Origin of the sequence: Citrobacter sp. ANG330 (assembly GCF_047467925.1) — a bacterium.
GTDB lineage: Bacteria > Pseudomonadota > Gammaproteobacteria > Enterobacterales > Enterobacteriaceae > Citrobacter_A > Citrobacter_A amalonaticus_G.
The window spans coordinates 56,637-83,090 of record NZ_JASJUI010000009.1 but is presented as its reverse complement, the minus strand read 5'-3'; the positions used below and the strand labels follow the sequence as shown (position 1 = coordinate 83,090).

The 26,454-nt window shown below is 53.1% G+C and carries 24 protein-coding genes; 8 read left to right on the top strand and 16 right to left on the bottom strand.

What is annotated here, in order from left to right; translation table 11 throughout:
- Positions 1-138: 138 nt before the first annotated feature.
- Entirely contained in the window at positions 139-603 is a 465-nt protein-coding gene (gene soxR, locus QNN88_RS18160; RefSeq protein ID WP_414241441.1) for a redox-sensitive transcriptional activator SoxR, read from the bottom strand.
- Between the two features lie 85 nt (positions 604-688).
- Between soxR and soxS the strand changes: the two genes are divergently transcribed.
- The gene (soxS, locus tag QNN88_RS18155; protein ID WP_414241440.1) at positions 689-1,012 is read left to right on the top strand and encodes a superoxide response transcriptional regulator SoxS; all 324 of its coding nucleotides are present in this window, start codon (positions 689-691) and stop codon (positions 1,010-1,012) included.
- Positions 1,013-1,014: 2 nt separating this feature from the next.
- Here soxS and QNN88_RS18150 read toward each other — a convergent pair whose 3' ends face one another.
- A complete protein-coding gene (locus tag QNN88_RS18150; RefSeq protein ID WP_414241439.1) occupies positions 1,015-2,601 on the bottom strand; it encodes an EAL domain-containing protein in 1,587 nt (528 codons plus the stop codon).
- A 598-nt stretch (positions 2,602-3,199) separates the two neighbouring features.
- Here QNN88_RS18150 and QNN88_RS18145 point away from each other — a divergent pair.
- Complete coding sequence (locus tag QNN88_RS18145) at positions 3,200-3,481, top strand: YjcB family protein (RefSeq protein WP_042999048.1); 282 nt, start codon at positions 3,200-3,202, stop codon at positions 3,479-3,481.
- Between the two features lie 151 nt (positions 3,482-3,632).
- Here QNN88_RS18145 and QNN88_RS18140 read toward each other — a convergent pair whose 3' ends face one another.
- Entirely contained in the window at positions 3,633-5,939 is a 2,307-nt protein-coding gene (locus QNN88_RS18140) for an autotransporter outer membrane beta-barrel domain-containing protein (RefSeq protein ID WP_414241438.1), read from the bottom strand.
- 368 nt (positions 5,940-6,307) lie between these two features.
- Positions 6,308-6,835 carry a single-stranded DNA-binding protein SSB1 gene (gene ssb1 / locus QNN88_RS18135; protein ID WP_316962646.1) on the bottom strand — a complete coding sequence of 176 codons (528 nt, stop codon included), beginning with the start codon at positions 6,833-6,835 and terminating at the stop codon, positions 6,308-6,310.
- A 252-nt stretch (positions 6,836-7,087) separates the two neighbouring features.
- Here ssb1 and uvrA point away from each other — a divergent pair, with 252 nt between their 5' ends.
- Positions 7,088-9,910 (top strand): excinuclease ABC subunit UvrA, encoded by a 2,823-nt coding sequence (gene uvrA, locus QNN88_RS18130; RefSeq protein ID WP_414241437.1) that lies wholly within the window; start codon positions 7,088-7,090, stop codon positions 9,908-9,910.
- Between the two features lie 41 nt (positions 9,911-9,951).
- Here uvrA and QNN88_RS18125 read toward each other — a convergent pair whose 3' ends face one another.
- The 5 genes from QNN88_RS18125 to dnaB all read right to left on the bottom strand — a co-directional run bounded on the left by QNN88_RS18125 (position 9,952) and on the right by dnaB (position 15,419).
- Positions 9,952-10,308 carry an MmcQ/YjbR family DNA-binding protein gene (locus QNN88_RS18125; RefSeq protein WP_414241436.1) on the bottom strand — a complete coding sequence of 119 codons (357 nt, stop codon included), beginning with the start codon at positions 10,306-10,308 and terminating at the stop codon, positions 9,952-9,954.
- Between the two features lie 251 nt (positions 10,309-10,559).
- Positions 10,560-11,273, bottom strand: a complete 714-nt coding sequence (gene aphA, locus QNN88_RS18120) for an acid phosphatase AphA (RefSeq protein WP_414241435.1) — start codon at positions 11,271-11,273, stop codon at positions 10,560-10,562.
- Between the two features lie 174 nt (positions 11,274-11,447).
- Positions 11,448-12,641, bottom strand: a complete 1,194-nt coding sequence (gene tyrB, locus QNN88_RS18115) for an aromatic amino acid transaminase (RefSeq protein WP_414241434.1) — start codon at positions 12,639-12,641, stop codon at positions 11,448-11,450.
- 187 nt (positions 12,642-12,828) lie between these two features.
- Positions 12,829-13,908 (bottom strand): alanine racemase, encoded by a 1,080-nt coding sequence (gene alr, locus QNN88_RS18110; RefSeq protein WP_414241433.1) that lies wholly within the window; start codon positions 13,906-13,908, stop codon positions 12,829-12,831.
- Positions 13,909-14,003: 95 nt separating this feature from the next.
- Positions 14,004-15,419 (bottom strand): replicative DNA helicase, encoded by a 1,416-nt coding sequence (gene dnaB, locus QNN88_RS18105; protein WP_042321088.1) that lies wholly within the window; start codon positions 15,417-15,419, stop codon positions 14,004-14,006.
- 64 nt (positions 15,420-15,483) lie between these two features.
- Here dnaB and QNN88_RS18100 point away from each other — a divergent pair, with 64 nt between their 5' ends.
- Positions 15,484-16,467: a quinone oxidoreductase gene (locus tag QNN88_RS18100; RefSeq protein ID WP_414241432.1), complete on the top strand. Its 984-nt coding sequence runs from the start codon at positions 15,484-15,486 to the stop codon at positions 16,465-16,467.
- 185 nt (positions 16,468-16,652) lie between these two features.
- Here QNN88_RS18100 and pspG read toward each other — a convergent pair whose 3' ends face one another.
- Both pspG and dusA read right to left on the bottom strand, forming a co-directional pair.
- On the bottom strand, positions 16,653-16,895 hold the full coding sequence (pspG, locus tag QNN88_RS18095) for an envelope stress response protein PspG (RefSeq protein WP_044257370.1): 243 nt from the start codon (positions 16,893-16,895) through the stop codon (positions 16,653-16,655).
- A gap of 132 nt (positions 16,896-17,027) precedes the next feature.
- Positions 17,028-18,023 (bottom strand): tRNA dihydrouridine(20/20a) synthase DusA, encoded by a 996-nt coding sequence (dusA, locus tag QNN88_RS18090; protein WP_414241431.1) that lies wholly within the window; start codon positions 18,021-18,023, stop codon positions 17,028-17,030.
- Between the two features lie 145 nt (positions 18,024-18,168).
- Between dusA and QNN88_RS18085 the strand changes: the two genes are divergently transcribed.
- Positions 18,169-18,432, top strand: coding sequence for a type II toxin-antitoxin system HicA family toxin (locus tag QNN88_RS18085; protein WP_414241430.1), 264 nt, complete (start codon positions 18,169-18,171; stop codon positions 18,430-18,432).
- A complete protein-coding gene (locus QNN88_RS18080) occupies positions 18,429-18,761 on the top strand; it encodes a type II toxin-antitoxin system HicB family antitoxin (protein ID WP_414241429.1) in 333 nt (110 codons plus the stop codon). The genes QNN88_RS18085 and QNN88_RS18080 overlap by 4 nt, the downstream gene beginning before the upstream one ends.
- A 30-nt stretch (positions 18,762-18,791) precedes the next feature.
- Here the strand turns inward: QNN88_RS18080 and QNN88_RS18075 are convergent, their stop codons facing one another.
- Positions 18,792-20,102, bottom strand: coding sequence for a conjugal transfer protein TraF (locus QNN88_RS18075; protein ID WP_414241428.1), 1,311 nt, complete (start codon positions 20,100-20,102; stop codon positions 18,792-18,794).
- A 281-nt stretch (positions 20,103-20,383) separates the two neighbouring features.
- On the opposite strand from QNN88_RS18075, the gene zur reads away from it, so the two are divergent.
- Positions 20,384-20,899, top strand: a complete 516-nt coding sequence (gene zur / locus QNN88_RS18070; protein WP_414241427.1) for a zinc uptake transcriptional repressor Zur — start codon at positions 20,384-20,386, stop codon at positions 20,897-20,899.
- Between the two features lie 85 nt (positions 20,900-20,984).
- Here the strand turns inward: zur and QNN88_RS18065 are convergent, their stop codons facing one another.
- The 4 genes from QNN88_RS18065 to QNN88_RS18050 form a co-directional block, all read right to left on the bottom strand.
- The gene (locus QNN88_RS18065) at positions 20,985-21,194 is read right to left on the bottom strand and encodes a CsbD family protein (protein ID WP_414241518.1); all 210 of its coding nucleotides are present in this window, start codon (positions 21,192-21,194) and stop codon (positions 20,985-20,987) included.
- A gap of 131 nt (positions 21,195-21,325) precedes the next feature.
- Positions 21,326-22,651: an MATE family efflux transporter DinF gene (gene dinF / locus QNN88_RS18060; protein ID WP_414241426.1), complete on the bottom strand. Its 1,326-nt coding sequence runs from the start codon at positions 22,649-22,651 to the stop codon at positions 21,326-21,328.
- 85 nt (positions 22,652-22,736) lie between these two features.
- Positions 22,737-23,345, bottom strand: a complete 609-nt coding sequence (gene lexA / locus QNN88_RS18055) for a transcriptional repressor LexA (protein ID WP_042321072.1) — start codon at positions 23,343-23,345, stop codon at positions 22,737-22,739.
- Between the two features lie 122 nt (positions 23,346-23,467).
- Positions 23,468-23,836 (bottom strand): diacylglycerol kinase, encoded by a 369-nt coding sequence (locus tag QNN88_RS18050; RefSeq protein ID WP_414241425.1) that lies wholly within the window; start codon positions 23,834-23,836, stop codon positions 23,468-23,470.
- Positions 23,837-24,006: 170 nt separating this feature from the next.
- Between QNN88_RS18050 and plsB the strand changes: the two genes are divergently transcribed.
- The gene (gene plsB, locus QNN88_RS18045) at positions 24,007-26,427 is read left to right on the top strand and encodes a glycerol-3-phosphate 1-O-acyltransferase PlsB (protein ID WP_414241424.1); all 2,421 of its coding nucleotides are present in this window, start codon (positions 24,007-24,009) and stop codon (positions 26,425-26,427) included.
- The last annotated feature ends 27 nt before the right edge of the window (positions 26,428-26,454 follow it).

The window sequence follows — 26,454 nt, the reverse complement described above, 5'->3', positions numbered from 1 at the left end:
ACAGTATCAACACAAACCGGAACCTCCACCACGTGCTCGAATGAGGGGTGTTGACGTCGGGGGAAACCCTCCCGTGAACCAGCGGGATAGAGAGAAAGACAAAGACCGGAAAACAAACTAAAGCGCCCTTGCGGCGCTTTAGTTTTGTTCATCTTCCAGCAGACGCGCCCCCGTCCCCTCTTCGCCCAACCGATCCCCTGGATTACGCAACGGGCAGTCTTTACGTGATAAACAGCCACAGCCAATGCAGCCGTCCAGCTCATCACGCAGTGCGACCAGCGTATGAATACGACGATCCAGTTCGTCGCGCCACTGCGAGGAGAGTTGCTTCCACTCTTTGGCGCTGAGGGTATGACCTTCTGGTAGCACGCCCAGCGCTTCACTGATCGTTGCCAGCGGGATGCCGATCCGCTGTGCAATCTTGATGATCGCGACATAACGCAGCACATCACGCCGATATCTGCGCTGATTGCCGCTGTTGCGGGTGCTGCTGATCAGCCCCTTGCTTTCATAAAAATGCAGTGCGGAAACCGCCACGCCGCTGCGCTTTGCCACTTCGCCCGGCGTGAGCATCGCTTTTATTCGCGGTAATTTCTTTTCCATAAATCGCTTTACCTCAAGTTAACTTGAGGAATTATACTCGCCCGCAGACAAAAGATGAATCGAACACTGAGAAGGAGGCAGCAGTATGTCCCATCAGCAAATTATTCAGACGCTTACTGAATGGATTGATGAACATATCGACCAACCGCTGAACATTGATGTGGTCGCGAAAAAATCTGGATATTCAAAGTGGTATTTACAAAGGATGTTCCGCACAGTGATGCGCCAGACGTTGGGTGACTATATCCGTCAGCGCCGGCTGCTATTAGCCGCCGTTGAACTGCGCAACACCGAACGACCGATATTCGATATTGCAATGGATTTAGGCTATGTGTCGCAGCAGACGTTTTCTCGCGTGTTTCGCCGGGAATTCGATCGCACCCCCAGCGACTATCGCCACCGCCTGTAGTGTTACTGTCCGCGCTGCATCAGGAGTGCGGGCGGTTGTTGCAACCAGTGAATAAAGTCTTGCGGCGGTAGCGCCTTCGCAAAGTGCCACCCCTGACAATACTGCACCCCGCGTTTAAGCAGCCAGCTCACCTGGTCCGCCGTCTCTACGCCTTCCGCGATCGTCTTCAGACGCAGGCTTTGCGCCATCTCAATGATATGCTCCGCAATCAGATGGCTGGTACTGTTGGTGGTCAGCGTATCGATAAAGGATTTGTCGATCTTAAGAATATCGACATTCAGGGAATAGAGGTTGTGCAGGTTAGAGTAGCCTGTGCCGAAATCATCAATCGCCACTTCATAGCCTGCCTGACGAAATGCCTGGATCACCGGCGTGGTTTTCGGCACATCAATAAATCCTCGTTCGGTCACTTCCACTTTAATTTGTTGCGCAAGCACGCCGTATTCGCGCGCTTTATCCGCAATCATGGCAATCAGTCGTGAAGAGTGGAAATCCGACGCGGAAAGGTTGATGGAGATATACAACTGCGGGTTTGCCGCCAGAAACGTGCCCATATCACTGAACACTTCTTCCACGACGTAGTCGGTTATCTGCGCGATCATCCCCTCTTTTTCTGCCAATGGAATGAATTCCACCGGACTCATGACCTGGCCTTTGCATCCCGGCCAGCGCAATAACGCCTCCGCTCCCACACATTTCTCATTTTTGATGTCGATGATTGGCTGATAGTGGAGGCAAAGCTGGCGCTGTTTAAGCGCTCGCTGAAGCATTCGTGGCGGGGAGTCGTAGCGCCGACGCGCCCGCGACCAGAGCATTAGCAGCAGAAAACTGCTGATGGCCGCGAGCGGGAGCGTAATCATTAGTTGTTGATACCGGTTCTGGTAAAACCGTTGCATCGAGGTGGAAACAATCACCGCAATCGGCCGTTTGTCTGAGCGAACCACAGTATAAAAACGCGCATCCTGCTGAAAGATCGCTTCGTTACGCCGTACCAGCGGTAAAAGTTGTGCCGCCCAGGCCTGTTCGCTAACGGAAAAGAAGGTGTCAGTTACCGTATCAAAGACCCCCCAGGCCAGCGTGGGGTCTTCAGACATCACTTCGCTATACGACAGCGGATTGATCACCGCGACATAGTTTCCGCGCTGCATATACGTCATTTTATAACCGGTAAAAAAAGGCGTATCGCGAAAGTAATAAATAGAGATGTTGGGTTTCCGTTTATAATCTGCTGTCGGCATAATAAACGGCGCGGCTGGCGTCATTACTGTAGAGCATAAAAAACGGTCGCCCTGCGCATAAATTAGCTCGTTGATATAGAGGCGTCCACGGATAATATTCAACATTCTTTGTTGATGTGCCGGAGTACAGACTTGTCCCTGATACTGTTCAGCCGCATCGCGGGCTAAATCCGCCTGTAAAATGACCAGCTCAGTTTTATCTAAAGCCAGGTTCGCGAAAGTACTTAACTGCCTGGTGATTTGAGAAACTGCCTGCAGGTGGGCAAACCATAGCGCCAGCATCATGGGTAATAAAACCACCATGATTATCCCAAGGAACCTCAGCAGCCTGCGTCGCGCCCGATGATTCATTTCAGCCCTATATCCCTGCATTTTATGTGCCTGTCATCATCAAGGCAGGATGCGTAATCACACTGGTGATTACGTTGCATGAATCTGTCAATATTAGCAACAGTCTTTTATTAGTAAAAGTCTGATATTGTGGGATGCTGATAATATTCGACCGTAAGGCAAACCTGAAGTGATGATTAATTTTATTAAGGGTAATCCATTCTCTAAAAGGAGTAGATTCTTAAAAAGATTTTGCCGGGCTATTCGCAAAAAGAAATTAAGCTAAATTTTTAAAAATGGTTATTTTTTGACAAAACAGAAAAGGTAGAGTTAATGCACCTTTATTCGGTTTGCGTCCCTCCGGTGACACCACGATTAACCTGTACTCACAGGCCAGCCCATAACCACAAATAAATTATGGTTATAAAACAAGCAAAAAAGAGGCGCGCAGGCTGGCGAGCGAATGCATAATCGTGATATAGTTCACAAATATTATGAAACAAAAACAATGTTTCATTTAGTGTTGATGTGAATGCCCATCGATAGCCAGAGTGCGCCACGCCTCCCGTGAAAACGACGCGCTGTCCAGGGCACCTGCTACTCTCAGAGGAAATATTTCATGGCTACCCTAACCACTGGCGTGGTTCTTCTCCGCTGGCAACTGCTGAGCGCTGTGCTCATGTTTCTCGCCAGCACATTGAATATTCGTTTTCGTCGCTCAGATTACATTGGTCTGGCTGTGATCAGCAGTGGGCTTGGGGTTGTCGCCGCCTGCTGGTTTGCGACGGGATTACTCGGCATCACCCTGATGGATCTCTCCGCCATCTGGAACAACATTGAATCCGTGATGGTCGAAGTGATGAGCCAGACTCCGCCGGAATGGCCGATGGTATTAACCTGATTTCACCCGAGCCTTCTCGCGGGAGGAAAAGCTCCTCCCCCATCCGTTGTGCCGTAAATCACTGACGGCATCGACTGATAAAAAAGGCCTCCCGACATGGGAGGCCTTCTTCATGTGCAATGACAGATTAACGCATTGTTATATGGCCCAATTACCACTCAAACCGGAAACCCGCATTCACCTGCCAGTTGGTATCAATATCACCGCCAGCCGATTTTTCCAGATCCAGGTACAAGCGGGAGTTATTTTCCTGAGTCAGTTGGACGTTGGTGCCAATACCGTAGTTGATCCAGCTGTCGCTGCCGCCTTCCGTCACTTTCAACGTGGCGTCTTTACCGCGCACAATCACATCGCGATCGCCGGCAAATTCATGCAGCCAGTCCACTTTCAGATAAACATCGCTGTTGGGGCGATCCTCAAAGCGGTGCCCAATACGCACGCCGACGCGACCGATCAGGCTATCAATATCTTTCTGATGCACTTTCAGACCGCTGCTGGTGGTGTATCGCGCGTCATCAATATAAGTGTAAACCAGCTGTGCCTGCGGCTCGATAAAGGACGTTTTCCCGACCGTAAATTCTCGACCATATTCCGCACTGGCGCTAAGTGACCAGGTGCTGGTGTCGCCTTTGCCGCTGTTGCCATACACGTTCTGATAGTCAAAATCACTGTCGTGATGGCTGTATTTTAAAACAAGGTCCAGGTAATCCTGTTTCTCAGGACGATTCCATGCGCTGTAGAGCGATCCGCCAAAGCTCTTGTTATCGCCAGAACCATAATCAAAATCAGAATTGCCCTTCATGTAATGTGCGGCAATACCGCGAGTCCAGATGGCGTTTTCTCCTTCCTCTTTATTGTCGTAACCCAATTGCCAGAAGTGATACTGCGTTTTGAAATAGCTGCCTTTATCGCTTTCCAGCTCGCCGCCTTTGTAGCGCATCCACAGACCATTTTTCTGCTGATCGTTACGCAACTCGCCCAATCGCTTATTCAGGCTGTCGATTTCGAGGCGAGCGGTTGCCGCCGCATAGTTCACACTGGCATTTGCAATAGCGGTATGGCTAGCGGCGCTGGCTTTGGTGGAAACCCCGGTAATGTACCAGTTCGTGCCGTACTGGCTGGCCGGATCGCCTTCGCGGATATCGGAACGCAGCAGCGGTTTATAGTCGTAAACGTACTCGTTGGTGATATCGATTTTGTCGTAAGCTTCAAACTTAACGTTGTTCGCGGCATCAGCCACCCATAAGTCTTCCTTCAGGGAGACCAGCTTATCGACGTTCAGCGCTTCAATGGCATGTGTACCGCCAGTGCTACTTCTCACCACTTCGATGAAGTCGCTGCCGTTGCGCCGCTGGTCGTCAGTTTTCGAGGTGTTGACGTCAATCAGGAAAATACCGTTATTGCCACGCAGGTCGTGAATTTTAACGGTTTCATTAACGCTCTGGTTGGTATGCAGGTTGAAGCCGTGCAGGTTGACAGTACCACCGTCTTTCAGCGTGATGGCGCTGATCTGCGCATCTTTACCATCCGGGATCCAGTGCGCGTTATTCATTAACGTCAGATTGAGATTACCAGTCCATTTCCCGGTACTTTCATCCAGTACGTTGGCTTCATGGCCGTGCCAGTAAGAATCTGCACCGTTCAAGGTAATATTCATCTGGCTGGTGTTAGGATACATCTTTTCGCCAAAATCGAGGTTGCCAAAAATATTGACCTGATTTTTACCAGACTGGTTAATGTTCACCGTCCCGCCATCTTTTGCACTCACAGCATCACTTTTCGATGAGCCGGAAGGATAACCCATATTATTTTCGAGTAGTTCCTTAAAGTTACTGGCATACGTATTGATATAAACATTACCGCCATTAGCTGTTATGGTAGAACCTACACCACGGGCATATAAACCATTATTCGCAACGGTTGCCTCTTTGCCATCCTCAGTATGTTCAATAATAGATCGTATATAGACACCACCGTTTAAATCTATATTAGATCCGCTGCCAGCGTAAAGCGCCGTATTATTATGATTGTATTTCGAACCCACTAAAAATGTATTGTTAAGCGTAAAGTTATCTACGGAGACACGAGAATCTTTACCCTCAACGGAAAGACCAAAGAAGGCTAACCCTGCGGGATGTTCCATCTGCGTTTTGCCATCGATAGTTACCTTGTAATCACCGATAGCATAAGCACCCGACTGCGCTGCGGTGACATTACCGATACGCACCTCAAGTCCATTCCCCTCCGGGAGATCGGGGTTATCGACCTTTACTGCGAAGTCATACTGATTATCCTGTGTAATCGTATCCTTGATGCTTACCCCTTTATCAGCCGATTTACCAATAAAATTAAGCTCATATTTTTTGGCAAATGCATTTCCAGAATAAAGAATATGACTAATACTGACCGACAATGCTAAAGGCACTAATAATGTTGAATTAATCTTCCATTGATACATATACAGCTCCAACACAACAAAATTAAAACATCGATGCGATTACCAATACCTCATTAACAGAAGAGATAAGCAATACATTTATATTAATGGTGAATTGATAACGCAATATATTATTTTGAACACCACATTCACTTGTCAATATTTCAATTGGGCTGAATTACGTTTCTTTACATTAATTTATATAACTATAAGTAGAGTGATCTTATTTTTAAGAAATCAATTAGCTTTTGAATTATGTGATTTTTAATTTTTCGAAAATAACTTTCCGTTTGTTCGGCTATTATTTTTTCTTTGCGTATATGTAAAAAAAACCCCGTCAGAAACGGGGCTTTGTGATTTTTATTTAGCACAGCGCTAAACTGACGTGATCAGAATGGAATATCGTCATCAAAGTCCATCGGCGGCTCATTAGACGGTGCTGCCGGAGCAGACTGCTGCTGCGGACGAGACTGTGCGCCGCCGCTGAACTGGCTGCCGCCCTGTGGCTGCTGAGGCTGACCCCAACTGCCCTGCTGCTGCTGACCACCAGCCGGTGCGCCGCCGCCCTGACGGCCACCCAGCATCTGCATGGTGCCGCCCACGTTCACCACCACTTCTGTGGTGTACTTCTCGACGCCGGACTGATCGGTCCATTTACGGGTACGTAACTGACCTTCAATGTAGACCTGAGAACCTTTACGCAGATATTCGCTGGCCACTTCCGCCAGTTTGCCGAACAGCACAACGCGGTGCCACTCCGTCTGCTCTTTCATCTCGCCGGTCTGCTTATCACGCCAGGATTCGGAAGTAGCCAGCGTGATGTTGGCGACTGCGCCACCATTCGGCATGTAGCGTACTTCCGGGTCCTGGCCCAGATTACCCACGAGAATAACCTTATTTACGCCTCTGCTGGCCATGATCGAGTCTCCTGAAAACGTTTCTTAATAAGTGTAAACGCGCGATTGTAGCATTACCAATAGCGAATTTACTATGTTGCGACGCGGATTCCGCGAAACAACCTCAGCCGGACATTGTTACACAAGACTCTGCGTTTTGCATTCCAATACTGTATATTCATTCAGGCTTTATTGTGTCATAATTAACCGTTTGTGATCGCCGGCGGCACCCTGCTGCGCCAGGCAAAAAAGCGTTTAATCCGGGAAAGGTGAATGGATAAGATCGAAGTTCGGGGCGCCCGCACCCATAATCTCAAAAATATCAACCTCGTCATCCCCCGCGACAAACTGATTGTCGTGACCGGGCTGTCGGGGTCAGGCAAATCCTCGCTCGCTTTCGACACCTTGTATGCCGAAGGGCAGCGTCGTTACGTTGAATCCCTTTCCGCCTATGCACGTCAGTTTCTGTCGCTGATGGAAAAACCGGATGTCGACCACATTGAGGGGCTGTCGCCCGCCATCTCAATTGAACAGAAATCGACGTCCCACAACCCGCGCTCCACGGTCGGCACCATTACCGAAATCCACGACTACCTGCGTCTGCTGTTTGCCCGCGTTGGCGAACCGCGCTGTCCGGATCACGATGTTCCGCTGGCGGCGCAGACCGTTAGTCAGATGGTGGATAACGTCCTGTCGCAGCCGGAGGGCAAACGCCTGATGCTGCTGGCGCCGGTGATTAAAGAGCGTAAGGGCGAGCACACCAAAACGCTGGAAAACCTGGCAAGCCAGGGTTATATCCGCGCCCGTATCGATGGCGAAGTCTGTGACCTCTCCGATCCGCCGAAGCTGGAACTGCAGAAGAAACACACTATCGAGGTGGTGATCGATCGTTTCAAAGTGCGTGACGATCTGAGCACTCGTCTGGCGGAGTCGTTTGAGACCGCGCTGGAGCTTTCCGGCGGCACGGCAGTCGTTGCTGATATGGATGACGAAAAAGCAGAAGAACTGCTCTTTTCCGCCAACTTCGCCTGCCCGATCTGCGGCTACAGCATGCGCGAACTGGAACCGCGCCTGTTCTCCTTTAACAACCCAGCGGGCGCCTGCCCGACCTGCGATGGCCTCGGCGTACAGCAGTATTTCGACCCCGATCGCGTGATCCAGAACCCTGAGCTGTCGCTGGCAGGCGGTGCCATCCGCGGCTGGGATCGCCGTAACTTCTATTACTTCCAGATGCTGAAATCGCTGGCGGAACACTACAAGTTCGATGTTGAAGCCCCGTGGTCCAGCCTGAGTGCGAACGTGCACAAAGTCGTACTGTACGGTTCTGGTAAAGAGAGCATTGAATTCAAATATATGAACGATCGTGGCGATACCTCCGTGCGCCGCCATCCGTTCGAAGGCGTACTGCACAACATGGAGCGCCGCTATAAAGAGACGGAATCCAGTGCGGTACGGGAAGAGCTCGCCAAGTTCATCAGTAACCGCCCGTGCGCCAGTTGTGAAGGAACTCGTCTGCGTCGTGAAGCGCGCCATGTCTTTGTTGAGAATACGCCGCTGCCGACCATTTCCGACATGAGCATCGGCCATGCGATGGACTTCTTCAACAATCTCAAACTCGCCGGTCAGCGGGCGAAAATTGCAGAGAAAATCCTCAAAGAGATTGGCGACCGCCTCAAGTTCCTGGTCAACGTTGGCCTCAACTATCTGACGCTGTCCCGTTCTGCGGAAACGCTCTCTGGCGGCGAAGCCCAGCGTATTCGTCTGGCAAGTCAGATTGGCGCCGGTCTGGTCGGCGTGATGTACGTGCTGGATGAGCCGTCTATCGGCCTTCATCAGCGCGATAACGAGCGTCTGCTTGGGACGCTTGTTCACCTGCGGAATCTAGGCAATACCGTAATTGTGGTGGAGCACGATGAAGATGCGATTCGCGCTGCCGATCACGTGATTGATATCGGTCCGGGTGCCGGCGTCCACGGCGGCGAAGTGGTTGCCGAAGGTCCGCTGGAAGCGATTATGGCGGTGCCGGAGTCCCTGACCGGCCAGTACATGAGCGGCAAACGCAAGATTGAAGTGCCGAAACAGCGCGTGCCCGCGAACCCGGAGAAAGTGCTGAAACTGACCGGTGCGCGCGGCAACAACCTGAAAGACGTGACGCTGACGCTGCCGGTTGGCCTGTTCACCTGCATCACCGGCGTGTCAGGTTCCGGTAAGTCGACCCTGATTAACGATACGCTGTTCCCGATTGCGCAGCGCCAGTTGAACGGTGCGACCATCGCCGAACCGGCGCCGTACCGCGACGTGCAGGGGCTGGAGCATTTTGATAAGGTCATCGACATCGATCAGAGCCCGATTGGACGCACGCCGCGCTCCAACCCGGCAACGTACACGGGCGTGTTTACGCCAGTGCGTGAGCTGTTTGCTGGCGTACCGGAATCACGTTCACGCGGCTATACGCCGGGGCGTTTCAGTTTTAACGTTCGCGGCGGGCGTTGTGAAGCCTGTCAGGGCGATGGCGTGATTAAAGTCGAGATGCACTTCCTGCCGGATATTTACGTGCCGTGCGATCAGTGCAAGGGCAAGCGCTATAACCGCGAAACGCTGGAGATTAAGTATAAGGGCAAAACCATCCACGAAGTGCTGGATATGACTATCGAAGAAGCGCGTGAATTCTTTGATGCCGTCCCGGCGCTGGCACGTAAGCTGCAAACCCTGATGGATGTCGGTCTGACCTACATTCGTCTCGGCCAGTCGGCGACAACGCTCTCCGGCGGTGAAGCGCAGCGCGTGAAGCTGGCACGCGAGCTGTCCAAACGCGGCACCGGCCAGACGCTCTATATTCTGGATGAACCGACTACAGGTCTGCACTTTGCCGATATCCAGCAGTTGCTGGACGTGCTCCATCAGTTGCGCGATCAGGGCAATACTATCGTGGTGATTGAGCACAACCTGGACGTCATTAAAACGGCGGACTGGATTGTGGATCTCGGTCCGGAAGGCGGCAGCGGCGGCGGTGAAATCCTCGTCTCCGGTACGCCGGAAACCGTGGCGGAATGTGAAGCCTCACACACGGCCCGCTTCCTGAAACCGATGCTGTAAAAGACAAAACGCCGTTCATCTTCCACACTGAACGGCGTTTTTTACGGCTCCACCAGCAGTTTGCGTTTCTCTTCCGGCAGCGTATTCACCGCCTGTTGATACGAGGCATCCACCAGATAATAAATTTGCGAATCCGGCAGCGATCCGTCCAGATAGACGGTGCTCCAGTGCGCTTTATTCAGATGTCGGCTCGGACGCACGTCGCTGTGCTGCTGGCGTAATAGCTCGGCCAGTTCGGGGCTGGTTTTCAGAGACACCGCCGGGCGACCTTCCACCTCTTTCACCATGGCAAAGAGCACATCTTCAACTTTGATTTGTGTGGCTTTCCAGTCACTGTGCACACTCTGCTCTGCGCCGATTTTCGCCATGCAGTATTGCAGTAACTCCGAATTGGTCATCGTGATTCCCCTTGCAAGCGTGATGCTCCACTGAAATGTCATCTATACCCAAAATAATTCGAGTTGCTTAAAGGTGGCAAACCTGTGAGTCCCCGGGAGCTTACTTGAGTAAGTGACCAGGGTGATCGGGTGCAGCCAACGCATAAGCAGCTTGAAGTATGACGGGTATATTCAGTGTGCAGCAAGACAGCAAAAGGTAAAAGCTGGCAGATCAATTTTGTTTAAAAAAACAGCAGATACTCACCCGCCGGTTAGTACTCCGAATTTACGATCACCTCTTCACCATACGCGCCAGCCTGGGGCAACGGTCTGTAGGTCGAGTTTGAGGCGCGCAGAATGCGGATCCCACGAATGCCCGCATCCTGCGCGGCGGTAATGTCGTTATCCGAGTCACCATAGAACATGCGGATGTTTTTATCCTGCAACCACTGCGTTTTGGTGTTCTGACCCGGCTTATCTCCGGCAAAAATGACCGGATTCATATTTGCCGCCGGAATATGGAAGTTATCGGCCAGCGTTTTCGATACGGTTTCGGTTTTGGTCGGCGAACGTCCGGTGATAAAAAAGATACTGTCACCGCGACGAACGTGCATGTCGATCAACTGGCGCGCGACCTCTTTTGGAATACTGAATTCATCCCAGCCGTTGTTCATTTTCTCCCAGAACGCCGGATTCTTCAGATATGCTTCGCTGTCCGGGGACCAGGTTTTCTTTCCACGCCAGAATCCGGGGCTGGAAAACAACACGGTGTCATCAATATCAAAACCAACGGCCATTGGCGGACGACCGGTCAGGCTGTTTTCGATCTGCGCTACGGAAACCCAGTGAACTGGAGCTTGTTCCGCGAGTTTCGCAACGTTAGTGCCGGGGTTTAATGGGGAAGGTGAAGAAGCCAGCGCGCTGGCAGAATGGTTCAACGTGAAAAGTAAGCAGATGGCGCTCAACGCCAGTGTGATCTTTCGCATATTTTTCCCTGTGAAGTCATTTAGTTATGATTTTATTAGTACGACTATTCGACAAACTCTCTGACCATAACCCCAGCGGCAGGTGAAAGGAAGAATTTTCTGCGGTTTAACCCTGGAAAAAGAGGGTGATCACATATAGAAGAAAAAAGGCCGGTTCAACCGGCCTGAGAGAAATTACATCACCGCCGCAAAGGCTTTTGCTACACGTTGCACATTCGCCACGTTCAGACCGGCCACGCACATACGCCCACTGGCAATCAGATAGACGCCAAACTCGTCGCGCAGGCGATCGACCTGAGCCGCGCTCAGCCCGGTGTAACTGAACATGCCGCGCTGTTGCAGCAGATAGTCGAAATTACGGCCCGGAATCGTAGCGGTTAGCACGTTCACCAGCTCCTGGCGCATTGCCAGAATACGGCAACGCATCGCCTCCACTTCTGCTAACCAGTCCGCTTTCAACGCCTCATCGCCGAGCACCGTCGCGACCACCTGCGCCCCAAAGTTTGGCGGGCTGGAGTAGTTACGGCGCACGGTTGCTTTCAGTTGCCCCAGCACGCGGCCTGCGGTGGAGGCATCTTCACAGACGACAGAAAGCCCACCGACGCGCTCGCCGTACAGAGAGAAGATTTTCGAGAATGAGTTGCTGACCAGGGCAGGCAGCCCGGCGCTGGCAATCGCGCGGATAGCATAAGCATCGTCGTCCATCCCGGCGCCAAACCCCTGGTAAGCGATATCGAGGAACGGGATCAGATCGCCCGCTTTCAGGATTTCGATAACCGCATCCCATTGCGCGTGCGTTAAATCCGCGCCCGTCGGGTTATGGCAGCAAGGATGCAACAGGACGATACTACGCGCAGGCAGCTTTTTCAGGGTCGCCAGCAGATCGTTGAAACGCACACCGTTGGTAGTATTGTCGTACCAGGGATAGGTGCTGACGGTAAATCCAGCCCCTTCAAAAATAGCGATATGGTTTTCCCACGTCGGGTCGCTGACCCACACGCCGGAATCCGGGAAATAACGCTTGAGGAAATCGGCCCCCACTTTCAGCGCACCAGAGCCACCCAATGTCTGGATGGTCGCCACACGCTGCTGCTGGAGAACCGGATGATCAGCCCCAAACAGCAATGGCGCGATGGTATGACGATAGGTATTCAACCCTTCCATCGGCAGATACAGCGAGGCGCCGTGCGGCTGCGCGTTAAGACGCGCTTCGGCTTTCGCCACCGCTTTCAACTGCGGGATAATCCCGTCTTCGTTGTAATACAGACCGATACTCAGATTCACTTTGTCACTACGCGGATCTTCTTTGAACCGCTCCATGAGCGACAGAATCGGGTCGCCAGCGTAGGCGTCAACTTTTTGAAACACGCGATGGTTCTCCAGGTTTACAGGCAGGGGATAAGACACAATAAACCGGATGGAGAGGAAGATCGAGCGCCTGGTGGGAATATTGCCGGATGGCGCTGACGCTTATCCGGCATGGATTGTTGCAATGCTTGCTGACCGTAGGCCGGATAAGGCGCTTACGCCGCCATCCGGCACTCCACTCACTCGCTTAATCGATATACTTCATTGCCACCCGTGAGGTCAGGCGAGTAATCAGTTCGTAAGCACTTACTTTTGTAATGGACGCAATGCGTTCAACCGGGAGACCTTCCCCCCATAAAATCACCGGGTCACCGGCCTTATCTTCTGCCTGTGGACCAAGATCAACACACACCATGTCCATTGCCACGCGACCTACAATCGGTACTTCTCGGCCATTCACCAGTACCGGCGTTCCCGATGGCGCTGCGCGTGGATAACCATCGCCATAGCCCATCGCCACGACGCCAAGACGCGTATCACGTTCACTGATCCATGTTCCGCCATAGCCAACCGGCTCGCCCACTTTATGCTCGCGCACCGCGATCAGGCTGGAGGTCAGCGACATGACCGGCTGGCAGCCGAAATCTGCCCCTGTGGACTGGTTTTCCAGCGGCGACACTCCGTAGAGAATAATGCCCGGACGAACCCAGTCAAAATGCGACTGCGGCCAGAGTAAAATCCCGCCGGAGGCGGCAATCGAGCGTTGGCCCGCTTTACCTTCACAAAAGGTATTGAACACATCAAGCTGTCGTTCAGTCGCGCCGCATTCCGGCTCATCCGCGCGGGCAAAATGGCTGACGATGTTCACTGGCTGGCGCACATTTTTACATTGCGTCAGGCGCTGCCAGAAGGCGTTCGCCTCTTCGGGAAGCACGCCCAGACGATGCATACCGGTGTCGAGTTTCATCCATACGGTCACCGGTTCATCCAGTTCTGCGGCTTCCAGCGCAGCCAGTTGTTCCTGGTTATGGACCGCCGTATGCAAATGCTGGGCGGAAATGGTGGGCAGATCGGCTGCCTCAAAAAAACCTTCCAGCAGCAGGATGGGCTGCGTGATCCCCCCTGCGCGCAGACGCAAGGCTTCTTCGAGACGTGCCACACCAAAAGCGTCAGCATCGGGGAGCGTTCGCGCAGTCTCTAACAGACCGTGTCCGTAAGCGTTCGCTTTCACGACCGCAACCAGCTTACTGGCAGGTGCCAGTTCACGCAGGCGTTGCAGGTTGTGTCGCAGAGCGCGGCGGTTAATAACGACAGTTGCCGCTTGCATTGTCATTCCTTGCCTTAATAAAGAAACAATCCTCGAAAACATTTGAGTCACAGCAAGGCGACCAACACCGCTGTGGCGCAAAGGAAGGAGAGGATTTACTCGTCGTCGTACTGGGGTCCCGCATAATTATCGAAGCGCGACCATTGTCCGTTAAAGGTCAGTCGTACCGTCCCGATGGGGCCGTTACGCTGCTTACCAATGATGATTTCCGCAATACCTTTCAGATCGCTGTTCTCGTGATAAACCTCGTCACGGTAGATAAACATGATCAAGTCGGCATCCTGTTCGATGGAGCCGGATTCACGCAGATCGGAGTTGACCGGGCGCTTATCGGCACGTTGTTCCAGCGAGCGGTTAAGCTGCGACAGCGCTACCACCGGCACATGCAGCTCTTTTGCCAACGCTTTCAGCGAGCGGGAAATTTCAGCAATCTCCAGCGTACGGTTGTCTGAGAGCGACGGCACGCGCATCAGTTGCAGGTAGTCGATCATAATCAGCCCGATACCGCCGTGTTCACGGGCGATACGGCGCGCGCGGGAGCGCACTTCCGTTGGCGTCAGACCGGAGGAGTCATCAATATAGATATTACGCTTTTCCAGCAGAATGCCCATCGTACCGGAAATGCGCGCCCAGTCCTCATCGTCCAGCTGCCCGGTACGAATACGGGTCTGATCCACGCGGGACAGCGAGGCCAGAGAACGCATCATAATCTGTTCAGAGGGCATTTCCAGACTGAAGATAAGCACCGGTTTATCCTGCAACATCGCCGCGTTTTCAACGAGGTTCATCGCAAATGTGGTCTTACCCATCGACGGACGCGCCGCGACGATAATCAGATCCGACGGCTGCAGGCCTGCGGTCTTTTTATTGAGATCGTCATAGCCGGTGTTAACCCCCGTCACCCCGTCGTGCGGTTGCTGGAACAGTTGTTCGATACGCGCAACGGTGGCATCGAGCACATCGGCAATGTTTTTCGGGCCTTCGTCTTTATTGGCGCGGCTTTCGGCGATTTTAAAGACGCGGGACTCGGCGAGATCGAGCAAATCTTCGCTGGTGCGCCCCTGCGGATCAAAACCCGCATCGGCAATTTCATGGGCGACGGCAATCATGTCGCGCACCACCGCACGTTCGCGCACGATATCCGCATAGGCGCTGATGTTCGCCGCACTTGGCGTATTTTTGGAGAGTTCAGCCAGATACGCAAAACCACCGACGCTGTCCAGTTGCCCTTGTCGCTCCAGCGATTCCGCGAGCGTAATCAGGTCAATCGGGCTGCCGGTTTCCTGCAATCGCCCCATTTCAGTAAAGATATGGCGGTGTGGGCGGGTATAAAAATCTTCCGCTACCACGCGCTCGGCGACATCGTCCCAGCGTTCATTATCCAGCATCAAACCGCCCAACACCGACTGTTCCGCTTCAATCGAGTGCGGCGGTACTTTCAGTCCGGCAACCTGTGGGTCGCGATCACGGACATCAGTCTGTTGTTTGTTGAAGGGTTTATTTCCTGCCATAGTGAATGGAGTTACCGAGATAAAAGTGAGTTGACGCTAATCTTCCGATGATACTGGAGAAATCATGGCAACACGAATTGAATTTCACAAGCATGGTGGTCCTGAGGTGCTTCAGGCCGTGGACTTTACCCCTGCCGATCCCGCAGCAAACGAAATCCAGGTCGAAAACAAAGCGATCGGCATTAACTTCATCGATACCTATATTCGCAGTGGGCTCTATCCCCCCCCCGCGCTGCCGAGCGGTTTAGGGACCGAAGCGGCGGGCGTCGTCAGCAAAGTCGGCAGCGGCGTCAGCCATATAAAAGCGGGCGATCGCGTGGTGTATGCGCAATCCGGGCTGGGCGCTTACAGCTCGGTCCACAACGTGCCGGCCGATAAAGCCGCTATCCTGCCTGATGCCATCTCTTATGAACAGGCTGCCGCCTCTTTCCTGAAGGGACTGACCGTTTTTTATTTGCTGCGCAAAACTTACGAAATCAAACCTGAAGAACCGTTCCTGTTCCATGCAGCCGCCGGCGGCGTTGGGCTGATTGCCTGTCAGTGGGCGAAAGCGCTGGGCGCGAAATTGATCGGCACCGTCGGCAGTGCGCAAAAGGCGCAACGGGCGCTGGATGCCGGTGCATGGCAGGTGATTAACTATCGCGAAGAGAACATCGTTGAGCGGGTTAAAGAGGTAACCGGCGGCAAAAAAGTTCGGGTGGTGTATGACTCCGTCGGTAAGGACACGTGGGAAGCCTCGTTGGATTGTCTGCAACGCCGTGGCCTGATGGTCAGCTTTGGCAACGCATCAGGGCCGGTAACCGGCGTGAATCTGGGAATTCTGAATCAAAAAGGTTCGCTGTACGCCACGCGCCCTTCTCTTCAGGGTTACATCACCAACGCGGAAGAACTGACTGAAGCCAGCAACGAGCTGTTTTCACTGATTGCCAGCGGTGTGATCAAAGTGGATGTGCCAGACGCTCAGAAATATCCGTTGAAAGAGGCACGGCGTGCCCATGAAGTGCTGGAGAGTCGGGCGACGCAGGGATCGAGTTTGCTGATCCCTTGATTCCCTTGTTCCTGAAAGAAATTGGGCTTCCCATGCAACACGGGAAGCCCTTTCTTTTTTAGTTCGGCTGTATGTAGGGTACAGCTCGATGAATCAGTTAGTCGCGCAATAGTGACAGATTTGCTGTTCAATTCCTATTTGGTTCTAAAGCCAAAATCACAGGTTGTGATGTATCCCTCACATCTTTAGTAACGCCAGCGGTTATTGCGCTGATATTGTGGGATTTTTGGCGATTTAATCGCTTTGATCACCCACACCACCGCAACGGCCAGCAGTAACCACGGCAGCAGTTTAATCATCAACGCAAACATGCCGCCAAGGAACATCACGAACGCGGCCACAACTAACGCGGCCAGAATGCCCAACAGCGAGACGCCCGTGACCATCAGCATGATAAAAAAGCCAAGCACAAAAAGTAGTTCCAGCATGATGCTCTCCCCTAATGGATTCTGCTCAGAGCATTACAAGAATCATGCCAAACTTAATCTATTGATTTACAAAGATAACGCCCCGCGAACTTTCGCAGGGCGTGGCGAAATTGACTAACTTTTAGTGAAATTCTACCGCTTATCCGCAACCAGCTTCAGCGCGTGCTCCAGCACATTGATATCGGCACCGGCTTTATGGGCATTTTCGCTCAGATAACGGCGCCACTGGCGCGCGCCTGGGATCCCCTGGAACAACCCCAGCATATGGCGCGTAATATGTCCCAGATACGTGCCCTGACTCAGTTCGCGCTCAATATACGGGTACATCGCCCGTACCACCTCTACCGGATCGGCATCCGTGGTCGCGGCGCCAAAGATTTCGCGATCAACAGCGGCCAGAATGCCGGGGTTCTGATAGGCTTCACGCCCGACCATGACGCCATCCATATGTTCAAGGTGCGCCTTCGCCTCTTCCAGCGATTTAATGCCGCCATTAATGGACATGGTCAGTTGTGGGAAATCGCGTTTCAGTTGATACACACGCGGATAGTCCAGCGGCGGGATTTCACGGTTTTCCTTCGGACTTAAACCAGAAAGCCAGGCCTTACGCGCATGGATGATGAACATCTCGCACTCACCGCGACCAGACACCGTATTAATGAAATCGCACAGAAATTCATAGCTGTCCTGGTCATCAATACCAATGCGCGTTTTCACGGTCACCGGAATCGACACCACGTCACGCATCGCCTTCACGCAATCGGCTACCCGTTGCGCTTCCCCCATCAGACACGCGCCAAACATGCCGTTCTGTACACGATCGGACGGGCAACCCACATTCAGGTTGATTTCGTCATAGCCGCGCGCTTCAGCCAGCTTCGCACACTGTGCCAGCGCCGCCGGATCGCTCCCACCCAGTTGCAGCGCGACCGGATGTTCTTCGTCGCTGTACGCCAGATAATCCCCTTTGCCATGAATAATCGCCCCGGTCGTCACCATCTCGGTATAGAGCAACGTCTGGCGAGACAGTTGACGCAGGAAGTAACGGCAGTGTCTGTCCGTCCAGTCGAGCATCGGCGCGATGGAGAAACGGTAAGCGGGAAAAGTGGATTGGGATTCTGGCGACATGGCGATTTTTTGAACATCTGATGAATTAGGGGCGCTACTATAGCACAGGCATGAAAGGGATACGATTCACCTTGATGTGATATCAAAAAATGATATCATTAAGTTGTCCTGGCGGGCATCACACTCACAAGGAAACGGCATTGATATGACATCACTAAGCGCCAGACACCAAAAAACATTACAGCAGATTTTCTCCCTACCTACGCCTGCAGCGCTGGAATGGCGAAAAATTGAGGCGCTGTTTGTTGCCTTAGGTGCAAAGGTCTCAGAGGGAAACGGATCCCGTGTCAGATTCGAAATCAATCAGGTTGTGGCCTCTTTTCATCGCCCACATCCTGAAAAGGAAGCCAAAGTTTATCAGGTCAAGGATGCTATGGCCTTTCTTATCGCAGTAGGAGTGACCCCATGAACACCATGACTTATAAGGGCTATGCCGCCAAAATTGATTACAGTGACGAAGATTTATGCTTCGTCGGGCATGTCGCCGGTATACGTGATGTGATTGGTTTCCATGCCGACAACGTTGCCGATCTTCGCAATGCATTCGAAGAAGCAGTCGATGATTACCTTTCTTACTGTGCTAAACAAGGCAGGGAACCTCTGCGCCCGGCAAGTGGAAAGATCAGTCTGCGTATTTCTCCGGAGGTGCATTCGGCGATTAATATCGCAGCCGAAGTCTCCGGAAAAAGTGTCAATCAATGGATTAATGATACGCTTACCAAAGCGGCTCATGGCTGAAAGACGGGGCATAATGCCCCGTCATCTTCATCAGAACGTCACGCTGACCTGCGCGCCTGCGCCCCAGGTTTCGTCCTCGCCATACAGTCCCATCAAATCAAGATGGACACGATTGAACGGGGCAAACCCGATACCGCCGGTAAAGACGTTGCTGTCGTTATCTTTCACGTCAGCACGATAACCCGCACGCACTGCCAGCCAGTTTACTGGCCGAACTTCGGCACCGACACCCACGTACTGTGAGTTGTCTTCACTCTTAAAGCCTTTGGTTTCAGTAAGATCCCCGTCGGCGCTCAGCGTGACAAGCTCATTTTGCCAGGCCACCCCGGCGGTGACCAGCGGGCGAATCTGGTATGTGTCTTTGTAGTTTCGCGTTTCACCCGTCATGCCGTGGGTGATAGTGATCGATTTGGTATCCAGATCGCGTGAAATGAGGTTCTGCCCGCTGATCCCCACCGTCCAGTGTTCACCAAAATCTGCCGCAATCCCGGCGTCGACGTTAAAACCGGTGTCGTCATTGCGATAACGGCTGCTGTTCCAGTCACTACTGTCGTAGTTATAGATAGACGTGGTGTAATTGTAGAGCCAGGTTTTTTGCAGTTTTGGCGTGACGCCAATCGACACCGGCACATCACCGAACGCAAACTGTCGGGCAACGGCGATACCATAATCTGAAACAATTGCCGCGCGTCCCGATGCCGTGGAGTTGAGGTGTTTGGTTATCTCATCTGAGCCTTCAATCGCCGCCTTCCCTGCTTCAACGAGCGCATAGGTATCGCTGCCCTCAATCCGGCGCAGATAGTCAATATCACCCTGATCAATGGATGAACTGACCCGTCCATGCGCGTAGCCTTTCGCCACGAAAGCCAGGGAAAGCGTCTCATTGGGAATGCTCACCGCCAGACCCGCCCCTGCACTGGCGCGTGCCGTTTTCCCTTTCAGGTATTCGAGTTCATCAGCAAGATCGCGTGCCGCGCCCTGAAACTGATTCAACACGCCGCGAGGATTGAGCAAAACGTCCTGCGGCGTCAGATTATCAACCACATCATCGTAGTAATCGATTTTGTCGCTGATCTCATCAATTTCATCCTGAAGATTATCTTTGTCGGTGATTTGTGCACCGACCGCCGGAAGAATCACGGTAACACTGTCTTCAGGCTTCGCTTTCGCCAGCAACGCCGGGTTAATGAGGACCCCGCTGCCATAATTTGCCGACGCCACGCCCGTTCCGCCCATCGCATCGTTACGCGCTTCCGCCCAGGTATTCGCCGCGTTCGCCTGGTGTGAAACCAGGAACGAGACCGCAATTGCCACCACCGAAAAATTAAAATTTTTATTCACAGTAAGCCTATTTTATTTGCAGGTGAAATAATGCCTCAGCCAGTATCAGCGCGGCTGAGTAGGACTATTGCTGTGATAAAATGGATAAAGATGACGCTATTCGCTCCATGCAGAACTTGCTGGAACGCTTTTGTTATGTGACAGCCATCAATATGTATAGAAGAGAATGCGAAACAGGGAAAGATTAGCAGGCGATTTATCGTGCCGGGGAGGAACTCGGCGTTTCTCCCATAACATGATAAAGTGAGGGTTTTCTTATCCCACACAATCCGAGGTGCCTGATGGAAAAGACCACAACGCAAGAGTTGCTGGCGCAAGCTGAAAAACTGTGCGCGCAACGCAATGTGCGCCTGACCCCACAGCGCCTCGAAGTGTTGCGTCTGATGAGCCTGCAAGAAGGGGCGATTAGCGCTTACGATCTGCTGGATTTACTGCGTGAATCAGAACCGCAGGCCAAGCCGCCAACGGTCTATCGCGCACTGGATTTCCTGCTTGAACAAGGGTTTGTACATAAGGTCGAATCCACCAACAGCTATGTTTTGTGCTATCTGTTCGATCAGCCAACCCATACTTCTGCGATGTTTATCTGCGACCGCTGCGGTGCAGTGAAGGAAGAGTGTGCGGAAGGCGTGGAAGACATTATGCATACGCTGGCGGCGAAGATGGGATTTGCCCTGCGCCACAATGTGATTGAAGCACATGGATTATGTTCAGCGTGCGTGGAAGTTGAGGCTTGTCGTCACCCTGACGAGTGTCAGCACGATCATACCATTCAGGTGAAAAAGAAACCGCGCTAACAATCTGAGCGGCAAACGCTGCCGCTCAAAGCATTAAAGCAAACAGTGGGGAGTACATCCTTGTACTTTTCGGGCAGGAGTCGATTTACCAGCGGTAGTCGTTACGGGTTTCCCAGTCACCGACCTCTTTTTCCGCCTGATCTTTTGCGTAGCCGTAACGTTCCTGGATTTTACCTACCAGTTGGTCACGTTTACCTTCAATGACCGTCATATCATCGTCGGTCAGTTTGCCCCATTGCTCTTTCACTTTACCTTTGAGTTGCTTCCAGTTACCACCGGCTTCGTCTTTATTCATCATAAAGTCCTCTTCATTAGGTTGTGAATAGCGAGTCTGTATCATCCAACGTCGTTACGTTTTCTGCTGGACGTGATATTAAGTGTAGTCAGGGATTCTGGGTTCGATTCACTATTCAGAATTTTTAACCGTTACGCTGCCGAAAACCAGGTGCCGTTTCGCCAGTGGCGCCGCCAGATGAAGGCTAAAGAGAGGCCACGCAGCGCCAGAAATACCGCCAGCGCCAGCCACAAACCATGATTCCCCAGCGCGGGTAACGCCAATAGCGTCAGCGCAAATCCGGCAGCAGCTACCGCCATGCTGTTGCGCATTTCAGCCGCCCGCGTGGCACCGATAAACATGCCATCCAGCAGATAGCACCAGACGCCGACCAGAGGCAAAATCACCTGCCAGAGCAGATAGCGATCGGCCAGTTGCTGGATTTGCGGCAGTGAGGTGAGCAACGCGACAATCTGTTCGCCCGCCAGCAGATAGACCAGTGAAAACAGGAGCGCCACAATGCCGGACTGGCGGCACGCCGCCCGCCAGACTTCCAGTAACTGACTGCCGTCGCGAGCGCCATAAGCCTGGCCGGAATGCGCTTCCACGGCGTAGGCAAAGCCATCCAATGCATAAGCCGTAAACGTCAGCAACGTCATGAGCACGGCGTTGACGGCGATGATATCGCTGCCAAGCCTTGCGCCAAGTACAGTGATAGCGCCAAAGCAGAGTTGCAGAAGCAACGAACGCAGCATGATGTCGCGATTGAGCGCCAGAAGCCGGCGAATATTCCCGCGCCAGGCCTGTTTGAGCATGGAAAATGAAACACCGCGCAGACGCAGCACCTTACGTACCATCAACAGACCGATCAGCAACGTCGCATATTCTGCGATCACCGTTGCCAGTGCGGCCCCTTGCACGTTCATGTGCAGCCCCATCACCAGCCAGAGATCGAGCACAATGTTCAGGATATTGCCAACAACCAGCAGGATCACCGGCGCACGCGCATACTGTACGCCCAGTAACCAGCCGAGCAGGACCAGATTCGCCAGCGAGGCTGGAGCGCTCAGCCAGCGAATCGCCAGAAACCGCCGGGCCTGCTCCAGCACCGCTTCACTACCGCCGACAATGTGCAGCGCCAGGTCAATAATCGGCGTGCGAAACAGTGCAATCAAGGCTCCCGCGCCCAGCGCCAGAATCAGCGGTTGTACCAGCGCACGCGCCAGCGCCTGAGGATCCTTCGCACCGAACGCCTGCGCCGTCAGTCCGGTAGTGCTCATGCGTAAAAAGAGCAACAGCATGAACAGAAAACTGGTTGCGGTTGCGCCTACTGCCACACCGCCGAGATAGACGGGGCTGTCCAGATGTCCAATGACCGCCGTATCCACCAGTCCCAGCAACGGAACCGTAATATTGGAGAAAATCATGGGTAAGGCGAGGCGCCAGAGTGCTTTGTCAGCAGAAGCAAAAAACGGCATGGAGACGAGCCTGAGAAGAGGTCATAACGAGAGTGGTGAGAGTGCCGGATAACGGCGTAAACGCCTTATCCGGCCTACAGAAATACTACAGCCATTCACCATTACGGATGACGCCAACGGCCAATCCTTCGATGGTAAAATTCTGTTCGCGAAGGTCAACCAGGATCGGTTTAAATTCGCTGTTTTCGGGCAGCAGTTCTACTTTATTGCCCTGTTTTTTCAGGCGCTTGACCGTCACTTCGTCATCGATACGCGCCACCACCACCTGGCCGTTACGCACGTCCTGGGTTTTGTGTACCGCCAGCAAATCGCCATCCATAATGCCGATGTCTTTCATCGACATTCCGCTGACGCGCAGCAGGAAATCGGCATTCGGCTTAAACAGCGACGGATCAACCTGATAATGGCCTTCGATGTGCTGCTGTGCCAGCAGCGGTTCACCCGCCGCTACGCGACCGATGAGCGGTAAGCCCTCTTCTTCTTCCTGCAACAGTCGAATGCCGCGTGAAGCGCCAGAGACGATTTCAATCGCACCTTTACGCGCCAGCGCTTTCAGGTGTTCTTCAGCCGCGTTTGGGGAACGGAACCCCAAACGCTGCGCGATCTCCGCACGCGTCGGTGGCATACCTGTCTGGCTGATGTGATCCCGAATGAGATCAAACACCTCTTGTTGCCTGGCCGTTAACGCTTTCATTCCGCCCCCTGGGTGTATATACAGTTATGCTGTGAGTATATACAGCTAAAGGTGATTTTGGAACCACAAACTGCACATTCAACAGCAGATTTAACCGGTTATGGAATCAGGGTCGAAAAACCTTAGCGAAAATGTGACCACAGCAGGAGACCCCAGGTGATCAACGCCACAATGATTGAGAGCAGCACCGCAGCCGATCCCATATCTTTAGCGCGACCAGAGAGCTCGTGATAATCAGAGCCGATACGGTCCACCACGGCCTCAATGGCGCTGTTGAGAATTTCAACAATCATGACCAGCATGACGGAGCCTATCAGCAGTACGCGCGTAATGGCATCCACATCCAGCCAGCAGGCGACCGCCACGGCCAACAACACCGCTATGCTTTCCTGACGGAACGCCGCCTCGTTAATCCACGCGGCGCGAAAACCTTTCCAGGAATAGCCTGCCGCTTTGATAATTCGGGTGAATCCAGTGGTATTATTAGCCATTAAAAGAACCTTTTTACATTATTGGCGTCAATGACATTGTCTTGTTAACTCATGTGATTCGAGTAACGGCAACGCGGCGCGAAGTATGACGGGATACACCAGAAATTCACATGACTTTCTGATATCCTTGCATCGCAATTGCATTATTAACCAGAGGCTTTACATCGTTTATGTCCGGCTGGCCACGAATTTACTACAAAATCCTGAATTTACCATTAAGCGTACTGGTAAAAAGTAAGTCTATTCCGGCAGATCCTGCCCCGGAATTGGGACTCGATACCTCTCGTCCAATTATGTACGTTTTACCGTACAACTCCAAAGCGGACTTGCTGACCCTGCGAGCGCAATGTCTGGCGCACGATCTCCCCGACCCGTTAGAGCCGCTGGAGATCGATGGCACACAGTTGCCGCGCTATGTGTTCATTCACGGCGGTCCGCGTGTCTTCACTTATTACACGCCGAAAGAAGAGTCCATCAAGCTGTTCCATAACTATCTCGACCTGCACCGCAGCAACCCGGATCTGGATGTGCAAATGGTGCCGGTATCGGTGATGTTTGGACGCTCTCCGGGCCGTGAAAAAGGTGAAGTGAACCCGCCGCTGCGCATGCTTAACGGCATACAGAAGTTCTTTGCCGTCTCCTGGCTTGGCCGCGACAGCTTTGTCCGCTTCTCGCCTTCCGTCTCTCTGCGCCGAATGGCCGATGAGCACGGCACGGATAAAACCATCGCGCAGAAACTGGCGCGCGTGGCGCGTATGCACTTCGCCCGTCAGCGCCTGGCCGCTGTGGGGCCGCGCCTGCCTGCGCGTCAGGATCTCTTCAACAAGCTGCTGGCGTCCAAAGCAATTGCCCGTGCGGTAGAAGATGAAGCGCGCAGCAAAAAAATCTCCCATGAAAAGGCGCAGCAAAACGCGATTGCGCTGATGGAAGAGATCGCCGCCAACTTCTCTTACGAGATGATTCGCCTGACCGACCGTATTCTGGGCTTCACCTGGAACCGGCTGTATCAGGGGATTAACGTTCACAACGCGGAGCGCGTCCGGCAACTGGCGCACGACGGGCACGAAATTGTCTATGTGCCCTGCCACCGCAGCCATATGGACTATCTGCTGCTTTCGTACGTGTTATACCACCAGGGGCTGGTGCCGCCGCACATCGCTGCAGGTATCAACCTGAACTTCTGGCCGGCAGGTCCGATCTTCCGCCGCCTGGGCGCCTTCTTTATTCGTCGTACCTTTAAGGGCAATAAGCTCTATTCCACGGTTTTCCGTGAGTATCTGGGCGAACTGTTCAGTCGTGGCTACTCGGTTGAATACTTTGTCGAAGGCGGGCGTTCCCGTACCGGTCGTCTGCTGGATCCGAAAACCGGCACGCTGTCGATGACCATTCAGGCGATGTTGCGCGGCGGCACCCGTCCGATCACCCTGGTGCCGATTTACATCGGTTACGAACACGTGATGGAAGTGGGAACCTATGCCAAAGAGCTGCGCGGCGCGACTAAAGAGAAAGAAAGCCTGCCGCAGATGCTGCGTGGCCTGAGCAAGCTGCGTAATCTCGGCCAGGGCTACGTTAACTTTGGCGAGCCGATGCCGCTGATGACGTACCTGAATCACCACGTGCCGGAGTGGCGCGAGTCAATCGATCCTATCGAAGCAATACGTCCGGCCTGGCTGACGCCAACGGTAAACGGGATTGCAGCAGAGCTGATGGTGCGTATTAACAACGCGGGTGCGGCGAACGCCATGAACCTGTGTTGCACCGCGCTGTTAGCCTCTCGCCAGCGTTCGCTGACCCGCGAGCAGTTGACGGAACAACTCAACTGCTATTTGGATCTGATGCGCAATGTGCCGTATTCCACCGACTCCACGGTCCCATCTGTCAGCGCCAGCGATCTTATCGATCATGCGCTACAAATGAACAAGTTTGAAGTCGAGAAGGATACCATTGGCGATATCATCATTCTGCCGCGCGAGCAGGCGGTTCTGATGACCTACTATCGCAATAACATCGCGCATATGCTGGTGCTGCCGTCACTGATGGCGGCGATCGTCACCCAGCATCGTCATATTTCCCGCGAAGCGTTACTGGAACACGTTGACGTGCTGTATCCGATGCTGAAAGCCGAGCTATTCCTGCGCTGGGAGCGCGATGAACTGGCTGGCGTGATTGATGCCCTGGCAGCAGAGATGCAGCGTCAGGGGCTGATAACGGTTCAGGATGCAGAACTGCATATCAACCCGGCTCATTCCCGTACGCTGCAACTGCTGGCCGCAGGGGCGCGCGAAACACTGCAGCGTTATGCCATCACCTTCTGGCTGCTGAGCGCCAACCCGTCGATTAACCGCGGGACGCTGGAGAAAGAGAGCCGCACCGTGGCGCAGCGTCTGTCCGTGTTGCACGGCATTAACGCACCGGAATTCTTCGACAAGGCGGTGTTCAGCTCACTGGTGCTGACCCTGCGTGACGAGGGTTACATCAGCGATACCGGCAATGCGGAGCCGGGCGAAACGATGAAGGTGTATCAGATGCTGGCGGAACTGATCACGTCGGATGTACGCCTCACCATCGAGAGCGCAACGCAGAGCGAGTAATGCAGAGAAAAGCCGGTCAAGATGACC